12 protein-coding genes and 1 pseudogene are annotated in these 12794 nt (G+C 52.8%); 5 read left to right on the forward strand and 8 right to left on the reverse strand.

The window, feature by feature from the left end:
- Positions 1-3 precede the first annotated feature (3 nt).
- From ACZ47M_RS06700 to eif1A, 6 genes and pseudogenes are all read right to left on the reverse strand, one after another.
- Positions 4-1251, reverse strand: coding sequence for a DUF530 family protein (locus ACZ47M_RS06700; RefSeq protein WP_315342578.1), 1248 nt, complete (start codon positions 1249-1251; stop codon positions 4-6).
- Positions 1248-2405, reverse strand: coding sequence for a DNA topoisomerase IV subunit A (locus ACZ47M_RS06705; RefSeq protein WP_315342576.1), 1158 nt, complete (start codon positions 2403-2405; stop codon positions 1248-1250). Before ACZ47M_RS06705 ends, ACZ47M_RS06700 begins: the two co-directional genes overlap by 4 nt.
- Complete coding sequence (gene top6B, locus ACZ47M_RS06710) at positions 2392-4101, reverse strand: DNA topoisomerase VI subunit B (RefSeq protein ID WP_315342665.1); 1710 nt, start codon at positions 4099-4101, stop codon at positions 2392-2394. Before top6B ends, ACZ47M_RS06705 begins: the two co-directional genes overlap by 14 nt.
- Before the next feature lie 2 nt (positions 4102-4103).
- Entirely contained in the window at positions 4104-4814 is a 711-nt protein-coding gene (locus ACZ47M_RS06715; RefSeq protein WP_315342574.1) for a KH domain-containing protein, read from the reverse strand.
- 4 nt (positions 4815-4818) lie between these two features.
- Positions 4819-5594: pseudogene (locus tag ACZ47M_RS06720) on the reverse strand (serine protein kinase RIO).
- 21 nt (positions 5595-5615) lie between these two features.
- Complete coding sequence (eif1A, locus tag ACZ47M_RS06725; RefSeq protein ID WP_315342663.1) at positions 5616-5969, reverse strand: translation initiation factor eIF-1A; 354 nt, start codon at positions 5967-5969, stop codon at positions 5616-5618.
- Positions 5970-6107: 138 nt separating this feature from the next.
- Here eif1A and ACZ47M_RS06730 point away from each other — a divergent pair, with 138 nt between their 5' ends.
- The 5 genes from ACZ47M_RS06730 (at position 6108) to ACZ47M_RS06750 (ending at position 10595) form a co-directional block, all read left to right on the forward strand.
- Complete coding sequence (locus ACZ47M_RS06730; protein ID WP_315342572.1) at positions 6108-6773, forward strand: HAD family hydrolase; 666 nt, start codon at positions 6108-6110, stop codon at positions 6771-6773.
- The gene (locus ACZ47M_RS06735) at positions 6770-7861 is read left to right on the forward strand and encodes a saccharopine dehydrogenase family protein (RefSeq protein ID WP_315342571.1); all 1092 of its coding nucleotides are present in this window, start codon (positions 6770-6772) and stop codon (positions 7859-7861) included. Before ACZ47M_RS06730 ends, ACZ47M_RS06735 begins: the two co-directional genes overlap by 4 nt.
- On the forward strand, positions 7839-8501 hold the full coding sequence (locus ACZ47M_RS06740) for a 16S rRNA methyltransferase (protein WP_315342569.1): 663 nt from the start codon (positions 7839-7841) through the stop codon (positions 8499-8501). Before ACZ47M_RS06735 ends, ACZ47M_RS06740 begins: the two co-directional genes overlap by 23 nt.
- A gap of 293 nt (positions 8502-8794) precedes the next feature.
- Positions 8795-9922, forward strand: a complete 1128-nt coding sequence (locus tag ACZ47M_RS06745) for a tetratricopeptide repeat protein (RefSeq protein WP_315342567.1) — start codon at positions 8795-8797, stop codon at positions 9920-9922.
- On the forward strand, positions 9870-10595 hold the full coding sequence (locus tag ACZ47M_RS06750) for a tRNA-binding protein (RefSeq protein ID WP_315342661.1): 726 nt from the start codon (positions 9870-9872) through the stop codon (positions 10593-10595). The genes ACZ47M_RS06745 and ACZ47M_RS06750 overlap by 53 nt, the downstream gene beginning before the upstream one ends.
- Before the next feature lie 191 nt (positions 10596-10786).
- On the opposite strand, the gene ACZ47M_RS06755 is transcribed toward ACZ47M_RS06750, so the two are convergent.
- Entirely contained in the window at positions 10787-11944 is a 1158-nt protein-coding gene (locus ACZ47M_RS06755) for a glycosyltransferase family 4 protein (protein ID WP_315342564.1), read from the reverse strand.
- Positions 11941-12747 carry a UbiA prenyltransferase family protein gene (locus ACZ47M_RS06760; protein ID WP_315342659.1) on the reverse strand — a complete coding sequence of 269 codons (807 nt, stop codon included), beginning with the start codon at positions 12745-12747 and terminating at the stop codon, positions 11941-11943. Before ACZ47M_RS06760 ends, ACZ47M_RS06755 begins: the two co-directional genes overlap by 4 nt.
- Positions 12748-12794: the final 47 nt, after the last annotated feature.

Here is a 12794-nt window from a genome sequence, read left to right on the forward strand (position 1 = left end):
CTTTCACCCCTGGAGAAGGGAGAGGAACTTCTTAGCCTTGTCGCTCCTCGGCATGAACTTCTCGAATTTGTCAACGTTAGGGAAGAGAGCCGTGTGGAGGCCGGAAAGCACGAACTTCTTTATATCCTCGATCAGGTCCTCTCCGTTTATTCCGAGCAGTTCGCTCACCTTCCCTTCATCCCACGGGGTGATGCCGTAGAGGATAATCCCCCCCAGGATATAGTTCGGAATCGAACTTATGTCCGTCCTCTTTCCCGAGAGCATCTTCTCGATCTCACACTTCTTTATCAGAAGCATGCTTCCATAGCCCGTCTTGAAGTCGGGTTCGCGTTTGAACGGCAAATCCAGTAGGGAGTAGTGGCAGTCAACGCACTGTTTAATACCGGGATAAAGGCCAAGGGTCTCCCTCTCGGTGGGGGACGTGAGGAAGTAGTACCGGAATATGTCGAGGGCGAGCTTTTCCGGGCCGTCCTTGGGATCCAGGAGAGAGTATGCAAGGGAAAGGCTGTCCACGGTATAGTGGTTGTTGATCAGAACTCCCTTAGTCTTAATAAAGCTCAGAACCCGCCATCTAAACCTGCGCCCGTACCTCTTCCTGAGTTCTTCCTCTATGTCAGCGTCCGCCGGAAGGTCGATCTTGTCCCTCTTCAGCCTATTGTCGCTCCAGTACTCAACCTCTATCCTCAATCCCCTGGTCCTGACGGTTCCTTTTTCCCTCAACTTCCCCTTTATGAACTTAAAGGTCTCCCTGATCTCAACGCCTTCCCTGGAAAGCAGCCTCAGGACATCACCGGAATAGGGAAGATAGGGGAGAACTTCAATCCTGCCCAACTTAACCGGCTTTTCTTTGGCCTTTATTTTGCCAAGCTCATCCTTCTTAATGGAATCGACTTTTATCGGAGATTTTCCGAGATAGAACTCGTAGTTGGCCGAGATGTGTGCTAAGGCCATCCTGTGTGCCGTTATAGCGGTGTGGAGCCTCTCAAGGGCCAGGGCCCTGTTTCTTTTTTTTCGGTAGAGCCACTGTATGTGCGGGTCACGACTTTTCTTGTCCATATTGTGGAGGGTCGGAATTAACTCACCGGTCCTCCTTTCCAGTTCCTCTTCCATCTCGTCCAGGAGGGAGAGGTTTTTCTTCAGAGTATAGGCCAGCCTAACAACGTCGAAATCCTCAAATAACCCGGCCATATCTATTCCAATATCATCGAGCATCTTGTTGACCTGAGACACCAGCTCCTCGGTGGTTGTCATGGCAGCAGATCACCGTTGTTGATCTTTTCCGGGAGATACTCCTTGGCGACGAACTCAAGGGACTTATTTGCCAAAGCCTGCTGCTCAATCCTGACCCCCCAGTTTAGGGCGAGCTTGAGCTGCCTCTGCCACTGCTCGTTCTGGAACCAGGGATAGTTCATCTCCTCTATGATCCTCTTGTAGTCACCCGTTGGGCCGCCCTTCTTGTTGGGCGGGATACCCTTCAGCTTCTCGGTGACGTTCTCCAGGCCGTAGCGCTTTATGTCGTCCATGGTCATGCCGACGAACTTGGCCTCGGGCGTTGCCAGTTTCTCGCTGAGGTAGGCCAGGTTAATCGAACCCAGCTTTATTGTGGAGTAGATGTACCAACCGTAGGGGTCACCGTCGGTGAAGACTATTATCGGTAAGCCCTCCTCGTAGTGGAGCCTGTGGATGAGCCTTCTGACACCGCGGGAAGCCTGTCCCTGCGTCGCTATGATCAAGGCGTTCTCCTTCTTGGAGTACTTTTCCTCAATGAGGCGATCTGCCATAGCTGCTGTCTCAACGACCAGAGCGTAGTCAACGTTTATCTCAGAGAACTGAATGTGCTCAACCGTTCCCGGAACGGCCCAGCCGCCGCTTCCGAGCTTGCTCGCGTTGAACTCGTCCTCGCCATCGCGGATGACTATGTCTCCGTAGATGTAGCCGCGCCTGTCCGCCGTGAGGTTCATCTCCTCCCTCAGCACTCCAAACATTCTCTCGAGGTCCTCAATGATTGGGTCGCTCTCGCTCTGGTCTTCAAAGGTGTTTTCATGGGTTCCGGGAATTGTGTGTTTGTTGGCGTAATAAGCTTCACGAAGGCTGGCGTGCTTGTCCTCGCTCACGAGTCTTTTCACGTAAGCCATCATGATCAGGGTCTGCATGAACTTTCTGGCGTGGGCAACGTTGAGGAAGTAGCGCCTTGAGAGTTTGTCGCCCAGCTTGATGAGCCTGGATTCCTCGTCGAAGTAGACGTTGTTCAGCCCGCGCATCGGGATGTCAAAGTAGGGGTTCTTTTCCCGCTTTATATCCTCAAGCACTCTCCTCGCGTGCTCATCAAGCATTCTGAGGACTTTCTTCGGATTGTATGAGAACTTCTCCTTCGGCTTCTCGCGGTGAATTTTAGCTTGAGGCATTCTCATCCACCTCCTCAACTGGAACCTCTTCAGACTCCAAGGCAGCGAAGCGGCTCTCAATGAAGTTGATGAAGTACTCCCTAATTTTCTCCTCAGGTTCACCCGTGAGTATGTTCAGCGCCCTCGCTATCTCCGGGACGTACTTCTCGAAGGTCTTCCTCCTCCTGACCTGGGCCAATCTCCTGTGCTTGCCGCTTAGATAGTTCTGAAGCCTCCTGGCGGCGTCCATTATGGCAAGGCGGATCTCGTTGTAGATGTCCTCGTCGCTGGCTATGCTCTGCTTTCCGGTTCCGGTGTAGGGGACGTGAACGCTGAGGACGTTTACCATCAGAACCAATGGCGTATTCTCGAGGTCGTCCACCTTGTAGCGCTTCCAGTCTATCGAGTGCGCCGCCTGGGTTGTTACACATATGCCGGCATCAAAGAGGAGCGGGACGCGGTTGGCGTAGCGGTAGAGGTCAAAGCCGGCAGGAATTTCCCCACCGTAGGCTATGCCCACCTCCACCTGGAAGGGGATACCACCGGAGTAGACCCTGGGCGGCCTCGTTACAGCTGTGACGAACTCAGGCCTGAGGATTTCTTTCAGGCCCTTCTCGATGTTCTCCTCGCCTATAGGCCTCAGACCGTGCGTCGGGGGAGCGAGGAACTTCATGTATTTAAAGGCCTGGACTATCTCCTCAGCTTCGTGCCAGGTGAGCTTCTCAGGCGGTTTCTCCATGAGCTTCGCAACCTCTTTAACGACCTTGGTGTAGCCGTCGAAGGCCCTCAAAACGGCTTTGACGTCCCCTTCCATGAGCCTCTGGTAGTACTGCTCTTGCAGATCCTTGTCCTCGACGGTCTTTATGAGCCTGAGGGCGGCTATGTACTCGATCAGCTCATCGACCTTCTGGTCGCTTATCCTCGAGAACTCCCCGATGAGGAACCTTCTGACGGTGTTTTTCTTGGTTTTCATTGCCAGCCTGTAAACGTCGTCCGTCATTACACCCTTTGGGTGTGGCTTCATCTCAACCGGCGGCTCCGGGATGTAGTCACTCGACCTGGGGAAGACGATGAGCTTTCCATCCGGCTCTATAAGCTCGATGTGAGCATGGGGGTTGGCTATCGCAGTTAGCTTTAGATACCAGTAAACGCCCTGCTTCGAGCGGACATATTTGACGTTCTTCACTTCCAGCTCTATCCTCGTCCCGCGCCAGCCCTTGGGGTTTGGGTGCTTCTCCTTCTTAATTATTTTACCCTCGTTCTTGTCCACGTCTATGTTGACCCAGGCTTCGATGATTTCATCCCCACCCGTGGAGGTGATCACGCGCGTTGCCTTTCCGCTCGTCGTCTGGGCGAACATCACGGCGCCGCTTATACCGATACCCTGCTGGCCCCTGCTCTGGATGTTCCTGTGGGCCTTGGTTCCGGCGAGCATCTTTCCAAAGACGTGGGCTATGTACTCCTCGGGGATTCCCGGGCCGTTGTCCTCAACAACGACCTTGTAGTGCTCCTCTCCGAGTTCCTCCACTTCCACCCTGACGTAGGGTGGTATTCCGGCCTCCTCGCAGGCGTCTAAGGAGTTTGTCACCGCCTCGTGAACCAGCGTTGTGAGGGAGCGAACCTTGCCGGTATAGCCCAGCATTGCCGCGTTTCGTCTGAAGAACTCGCTAACGCTTTGAATCTTGAACTCCTTAAAAAGCTGATTCGCTTCGGCCATTTTCATTCCTCCTCTTCATCGTCTTTGGGCTCTACGGGGGGCTCTCTCCCTTCAATCGTTTCGTAATAAGCCGTGCTCTCAAGTTCGAGGTCTTTCTTCCTCCTCTCGAGGTACCTGTAGACCACACCGTGGGGAGAACCCCTGACAAGCTTTTCCACGGCGGTTTTGGCGACTTCAATCTGGAGGGGGTTTCCGATTATTGCGACGGTTTTGCCATAGACGCTTATGTCCGCACCGCTCATCTCCTCTATTATCTCCCTTGTCCTGCCCTTTCTGCCTATTATCCTGCCCCTGATCCTCGGAAGTGCATTTTTCTCGTTGCCGATGATGACATCGGTGAGGTCGATGACCTCCAGGGTTTCGCCCTCGTTGAAGAGCCTGAATGCCCTCTCAGGAGAGAAGCCCCTCCCTATGGCTAAAACCACGTCCCTGGCCTTCCAGACTGCGAGGGGGTCGTCGGTTTTTTCTGTTGCCGTTATGAAGACTTCCCCGGTCTCGCTGTCAATATCTATCCTGGTTTTCGTTCTTCTCTCGATCTCCGCTTTGGTCTGCCCTTTCTTCCCGATGAGAACGGCTACCCTCTCCTTCGGGATTTTAACGAATTCCTCCTGCTCGCCCAGGGAGGTAAACGTGATCTCATCCTCTTCCCCCTCAACCTCCCCGTCCTCGTCAACCCTCTCATACTTCTTCAGGAGTCTCTCAAACTCGTCCATCCTCTCACCCCTCAACGAGCTCGCGGAACTTTTCTTCCGGATCCTCCACCTCAACTCCCTTTTTTCTGAAGTAGTTGGAGACGTTGGCCAGATCCCTTCTCAACAGTTCGAGGCTCACGCGGTTTCTTTTTACTGTCGCCTGGGACCAGTCTATCACCACGGGCCCCTCATGGATAAGGATGTTGTACTCGCTTAAATCACCGTGAACCATGTCCCCCTTTTCCAGAGCCTCTCGATTACTCCCATCGCGAAATCGTAGAGTTCCTCGAAGTCGGTCTTTTTGAGGTCTTTCTCAACGTCTTTGAGCCTTGGGGCGGGCAGCTCACCGCCTATGAACTCCATGATGAGTACGTTGTTGCGAAAAGCCCGGGGTTCGGGAACTCGAACCGCGTACTTTATCGCCCTCTGGAGGTTTTTAAACTCTCTCCTCGCCCAGACGAAGACGAGCTTCCTCATGTCCTTTGGCAGGTAGCCTATCCTGGGGTCGGCCGCAAGGTATTCCCATATCCTCCTGAACTCGGTTGTGTAGGTTCTGTAGATCTTCACGGCTACCCTTTCCCCCTGGTCATCAACGCCCGCAAAGACGTTGGCCTCTTTGCCCGTACTTATGACGCCGTAGAGTTCCTTTATCTTCCCCCTCCTGTGGAAATAAGCTAGGGTCTCCTTGGTGGTCCTGTCAAAGACTTCGTTGGCTATCTTGTAGAGCTCGCTGTCCTTTTCCCTCCTCTCCCTCAGGCCCAGTATTTCCTCGATCTCCCGCTCCAGTGCATCCTCGCGCATCCCGCATCACTTTATACTGGCTCATAACAAGAGCTCGCCGCCGCTGAGGAAGTCCTGCTTTATCTTGCCCTTTCTGAGGAGCCAGTCGACCTGGGTTTTCGTGTAGCGGTAGACTATGTCCCCCCTCTCGTCGCTCTGAACCGACCACGGCTGGACTATGACTACATCGCCAACGTGCATCCACATCTTTTTCTTTAGCTTGCCCGGGATCCTGCATCTCCTCACCTTGCCATCCTCACAGCGGACGTCCATCCAGCCTGCTCCGAGGGCCTGCTCGATCACGCCGAAAAGCTGTCCTTCCCTCCTATCGGGGAGCGGAACGCGGATTATTTCCTCTCCCTCTGCCTGGTTTTTATTCTTGTTGTTGGGTGCCATGATAATCACCTCCACCCCATCCATTCAATCCTTTATAAATCTGCGCATGCAAAAATTCTTCACTTGCTGTACATATCCGTGCTTTTAAATTTTTTGCGCAGGAAACCGTTAAATACTTTCCCGAGGAGAGTGTTCACCATGACAGTGTACCTCTTTGATTTCGATGGAACCCTCGTGGACAGCAATCGGGCAGTTGAGAAGGCCCTTCAGCTTGCCATCGAGAGGACAATGCCTGCGGTTATCGAGAGCAATCTCTATGATGAGTACTACCAGGCGCTCTTCCTCTTCATAACGGGAAACCTCACCTACCACCACCTCGGCGTTATCCATGAACTCGTGGCCCAGGGCACAATTCACGAATACTACCGGCTTATGCCGGAGCTCATACGGGATCTGCCCAATGCGAGAAGAACAGTTAGAACGCTGAAGAGGAGGGGAAGAACGGTCATAAGCTTTTCAGGGGAGCACACCTACCCCGGTGGGAAGGTCATCTTTCTCAAAAAGACGAACTGGTACGACGAGTTCGACTCAGTAATAACTTTTAAGAGCACGGGGGATATGCTCCAGAAGTTTGGGGAAATAAGGAAGCGGTACCCGGATGAACCAATAGTTTGGGTTGACGACAGCCCAAGCAGGTTCACGTACATAACCGACGAAAACACCCTCCTCGTTCAGAAAGCGTCCCCTTACAAGCATGACGTAGCCATACTCTTCGAAAGGGACAATTTCGTTAAGATAAAGAACCTAAGGGAGTTGCTTGAGATAGATGAGGGGTTGGAGGAGTTCCTGGGGGGATTCCCGTGAAAGTTTTGGTACTGGGTGCTGGAAACATAGGTAAGGCCGTAGCCCACGATCTGAGGGATGAGTTTGACGTTTACGTTGCTGACCTGAGCGAAGAAAGGCTTGATGCCGTTAAAGACTTTGCCACGCCAATTAAACTCGACGCCTCGAGGTTCGATGATCTGGTTGAGGCACTCAGGAAGTTTGAGCTTGCAGTGGGCACTCTTCCCGGCAAGCTGGGGTACTCTACCGTCAAAGCTGCGATAAAGGCCGGAACTGATCTGGTGGACGTCTCCTTCATGCCCGAAAACCCCCTCGAACTTGGAGACAAGGCGGAAGAAGCTCGGGTTACTGTGATTTTCGATGCGGGCTTCGCGCCGGGCTTGAGTCATATACTGATGGGAAGATTCTGGGCCGAATTCGACGCCCTGGAGGAGGGCCTGATATACGTTGGAGGTCTCCCCAAGCACCCCAGACCACCACTTTATTACAGAATTACATGGTCACCTAAAGATTTAATTGAAGAATACGTTAGAAGGACAAGGCTCATACGGAACGGCGAAGTCCTGGGAATAGACCCTCTGAGCGAGGTAAAGAAAGTCCGGATTAAAAACATGGAATTCGAGGCGTTCCCGAGCGACGGATTAAGGAGCTTGTTGCAGAGCGTTAGGGCTAAAAAGCTTGAAGAATGGACCCTAAGGTGGCCGGGGCATTTGGAGAAAATAAAGGTCCTCAGGGAGTTGGGGTTCTTCGAGGAGAAAAACCTGGACTTCACCCTCAACGTCATAGCCCCTCTCATGATGTACGAGAGCCCCGATTTCTCGATAATGGAGGTTCTCGCGAAGGGAACCCTCAACGGGGAGAAGAGGGCTGGAAGATACATTGTCTACGATGAAGAGAAAGACGGCCTAAGTTCAATGAGCCGTTTAACCGGCTTCACAGCCTCTTCAGTTGCCAGAATAGTTTCCGAGGGTAGCTGTACCTATGGAGTCATCCCTCCCGAGATACTCGGAATGAGGATAGACACTTTTAACAGAATACTGGGAGACCTCAGGGATAGGGGCGTAATGATTGAGGGAGGGATCGAAAATGCTTCACCTGATAATAGCTGAGTCAGAACTCGAACTTCCCCCCGAGCCGATTCTGGATCATCCGGCTATACTCAACTACGCAAAGAGACGGGGAAAGAGGCCAGAGGAGATAATACTCGACAGCACCTATCATCACGCTGCCCTCAGGAAGCTTGAGGACGGCGAGAGAAGGGGAAGACCGGACATAGTTCACCTGTGCCTCCTTAATGCCCTTGAAAGCATCCTCAATAGGGAAGGAAAACTGAGGGTTTACGTTCACACCCGGAACGACGATTTGATATACGTAAATCCCGAGATCCGGCTTCCAAGGAACTACACCAGGTTTCTTGGCCTGATGGAGAGCCTCTTCAAGGAGAAGACAGTCCCCAAAGACCTGGGCCTGCTCAGGATGGAGAAAAAAACAATGGACAAACTGATGGACGAGATAAACCCCGACGCAATCTTTGTCATGCACGAAAAGGGGGAAAAGACTAAACCCTGGGAGTTCGGAAGAACCTTAGCTGAGTTTAAAGATCCGGCCGTGATAGTGGGCGGCTTTCCACACGGGGACTTCAGAAAGGTTGACTTTGGTAGGAGAGTAAGCCTCTACGGTGAATCCCTCATGGCCTGGACCGTGGTAAACGAGGTGATAGTCAACGCCGAAAGGTACTATCTCCCATAACTTGAAAGGTTCCCGGGGATACAGCGGATGTCTTAGGGCACTCATGGACGTGCACGACTAGGTGAAACCAGCTCTTTACCACGCGAGACGGGGAGATGTTGAGGGAACGAGGAAACTGGCCGGGAGAATGAGCGATATACTTATAAGGAGAAAATCATCAATGATTGGGAGAACCCTATCAAAAGAAAATCCTGTGGGCTAACTCCAATCACAAGATTTTCTACTGGGGGGCCCTTTAATAAGCTGAGAGTAAAGCTGTGTTTTAATCAGGACTAATGCCAGGAGGAGCAAGCATGATAGTGGACAGTATGGTTGAGTATGTGAGGCGGGGGAGGGTCGACGTAGCCCTGAGATACCTGCGGGAGGAAGAGGACCCCATCATAAGGGCCGAGCTTCTATCGGAGATGCTAAAACTCGCTGAGAGGGTCGAAGATTATCTCACCATAAAAAAAGAGCTGATTGAAACCGCAAATTCTGCAGACGAGAAGAAAGAGAGGGCCCTACTTCTGTCTATAATAGGCGAGGCCCTAATTTCGGCAGGTGAAGAAACGGAAGGGGTAAAGTTTCTAAAAGAGGCCACCAAAACAGCCCAAAGAGTGCCAACCCCCCTGTGGCGGGCCGAGGCTCTAACCGGAGTGGGGATTAATCTGACAAAGGCCGGCTTTTATGAGGACGCATACGACATGTTTGTTAAGGCCTTTGAGGCGCTTATCACTGCAAAAGAGAACGAAACCAGGAAGGCAATACCCCTTGCCTCAAGGATAGCTGAATCAATCGTGAAATCCGCCGAGTTCGTTAGCGATGGTCACTGGGCGATTCTTTTCTTCAGACTTGCGGCTGAGATATACGATTTCATTGACCTGAGGTTCCCCGCGGCATCGATCAGGGCAAAGGAAAAGATAGTCGAGCGTGCAATTGACGGGGATATCGCCTGCCTCAGAAGACTCCTTGCCGAGAACCAGGTCGATGATGCGATACTTCTAACACGATATCTCCCTCTGGAATACCGGCCCCTTGGCCTTCTCGAGGTGGCCTTCTGGTTATACTCTACGGATCATCCAGAACTCGCTAAACCCCTCTTTGATGAGGCCCACGAGATACTCCGCAGGATAAAGAGCGAGAAAGGCACCATAAATGAGCTGGAGATATCCAGCATAGCAATCGACTTTGCAAAGCTAGGAAAACCCGAGCTGGCCTCTAAACTGGCTGATCTCTTAGATAGGGAAGACCTTTTCTCGGAGGTTCTCAGCAGGGTAGCCGTGGCCCATTACCTGTCAGGGGACGAGTTCCTGGCCAGAGCTATAGCCCACACTATACCTGACGAAAGCATTAAGAGGAAGATCCTCCAGCAGATTGGCGGTGAAGCTCATGTGGGATACGAGCAAGGACTACCGGTTGTTAGTGGCAGAGAAAAGCGTTGAACTGTTCCTAAAGACGGTAGAAGGGGCAAAGTTTAAGGGTAAGTGGGACAAAAAGAGGGCCATCCAGCTCGCCAGGGAGATGATACCCGAGATACAGACGATGAAGTACACCTACGTTGATCCGGTGGAGCTCGTTGACACACCGCAGATGAAGGCCCTAAAGGAGAAAGCCGAGGGCATAATCGAGGCCCTGGGTGGGGAGGACTGGCACCATAAATTCTTGAGCCTCGCAGACAAAAGCGAGCGCGAGAAGGTCGAGGGGACAATAGCTAAAATAAAGTTCTTCCTCAACACTATTCTCAACCTGGATAAACGACTCGCCCTTGGGAAGATAAACGATCCGGTCATAGCTGTTGACATAAAAGTCGGCGAGGTCATGAGCGTCGCCAAACATCCAAACGCGGACCGCCTGCTCGTCACAAACGTAAACATCGGCGACAGGGCTATAACGGTTGTCACCAATGACATGACGGTTAAGGAAGGCAACAGGGTTGCCGTGGCCCTGCTACCACCGGTAAACTTCAGGGGAATCACAAGCGAGGGCATGTTCCTCGGTGCCGGGGAAGGAGTTTTAAAGGACGTTAAGGGAGAAATCGGCGGACTCCCAAAGGGAGTTCCACTTGAGGCCTTTGTCGAGACGAGAAATTCTGTGGAGGCGTTTTTGAAAGGTTAAGGGAGAATCCCACGCTGAGTACATCGAAGAGTGAGCTCGGCCCTTTTTTCTCATCATTCTTCCGTCAGATACCCTAGAGGTCGTCATCGCTCGTTTTATCCTCTCCAAAGGGGTTAAAAGAGTAGCGGCTCGGATAGTATACCCATCATCATGGTTCAGCTACCGTGAGGCTCCTCATCGCCACGGGTTTGCTACTCCAAAGTTGAGAGGACCTCATTATAAACCCTCTCTATCTCCGAGGCAACAACTTTCCAGGAGTATTTCCTTTCCACCGCCCTTCTTCCGGCCTTTCCAAGTTCCTCCGCCAGTTTTTCATCACCCAGAATGGTCTGAACTGCCTCTTTAAGAGCCAACTCATCACCGGGCGGAACCAAAAGACCGCTTCCGCTTTCCTTGACGACCTCTGGAATCCCTCCAACGTTTGAAGCTATGACCGGAATCCCTGAGGCCATGGCTTCGAGGATTACTATACCAAAGGCCTCCGCAGTTGTGGAGGGAAGCACAAAGACGTCCGCCATCCCGAAAAGCTTGGGAAGAGTACTTCCAGACACGTAGCCTGTGAAGATAACCCTGTCCTCGATTCCAAGGAATCTGGCCTGCGCCTTCAGGAATGGCAGCATCTCGCCCGAGCCAACCATCACGAGGGTTACATCATCCACCTCCCGGGCAATGTTCTGGAAAGCATTGAGGAGGACGTGAGGCCCCTTCCTGAAGGACATCCTGCTGACGTACAAAACAACGCGCCCCCCAATTCCGAGCTCCTCCTTCACGCGCTCCTTTTCCTTTTGACTGAGGGGCCTGAAGACCTCGTCGTCAACCCCGTTGGGGACTACCCTGGCGGGGACGTCGGTAAAGTGCTCTATGAATGCCTTTGCGGCGTTGCTGACCGCTATTATCTCGTGGGAAAAGCTCAGGTAATGGTTGAACAGTGGAAAGGTCAAGCCCAGGGCCCTCCAAAGGGGTGATTCGTGGGAGAAGGAAATGCTGTGGGTCGTCAACAAAGTGGCCTTTCCGAGGTTCCGCCCGGCCTTCACAGCTTTCAGCGACAGAGGCGTGAAGGCGTGGTGCGCATGAACCACTTCAAAGTCCCCCAGGAACTCCCCAAGCTCTAGATTGGACTTCAGGCTGTAAGTTATGTTTATGTCGAGGAGGGGGCTAATGGTTCCCGGAACCTTAACGAGTTCAATTCCCAGTTCCTCAAGCTCTTCCTCCTTTCCTGTCTTGAGGTCGTTCGTCACTATGGCAACCTCGTGGCCCCTCTTCCGGAGGTGAAGGGCAAGGTAGTGCATGTGACTGGCCACTCCGCCGACCTTTGGATAGTACCAGTCGCTGACGAGGGCTATCCTCATGAACCTCCCCCCGCGAGGAGGAGCACTGCGCTCATTGCCGCATCGAAGGTACGGTAGGCAGTTTTTGAATCAAGGTCCAAACCCCTCCTGGCCACCACCAGGGATGAGAGGACGGCCACTGGCAGAGTGAAGGTGTAGAGGACTATCCCTATGGCGAGGAGCGAAAAGATGTCCACGAGAGCCTCGCTCTTTCCCTTACCGATTACCACGGACGTTGTCCTCAGTCCGGCCTTTAGGTCGCTCTCGTAGTCCTCAAGGTGGTTCCTCAGCTCAAGGGCGAACGAGTAAAAGGTCATGGCAACTGTAATCCATGCTTCCGTCCGCGAAAGGCTCCCATCGACCAGCGCACCGTACAGGAATGGTAATCCGCCGAAGAAAAGCCCATGGGAGAGGACATCCACCACCGACCTCGCCTTTAACCTCGGTGGAGCGGAGTAGAGGGTTGCGAGGGCCGTCATGAGGGCGTAAACCGCAAAGGCCTCTCGATTTAGGGTAAAGGCGAGAGCCATTCCAGCCGTTGCGAGGAGGCCTGACAGCACAAGCCCTTCCTTCAGCGTCAGCTCCCCGGACACCACCGGGTTCTTACGGGCCTTAACCGGGTTCAGCGAATCCGTGTCAACGTCAAAGCAGTTGTTTATCGAGAACGCGTACCACACGAAAAAGACGCCGGCTATAAAGGCTGCTATCAATTTTTCCGGCCCTGCTTCCTGGAGGTTCATAAAAAGGGCCAGTCCTATCAGGGCAACGTAATCCCTTCCCTCGAAGGGCCGGAGGTTCTTGATCACCGCTGAAACCGATGCCATGGCCTTCACCACCTCCCCCCTTGAGGAAAATGTTATAAATCTTTTCA

It is taken from the genome of Thermococcus waiotapuensis, assembly GCF_055384795.1.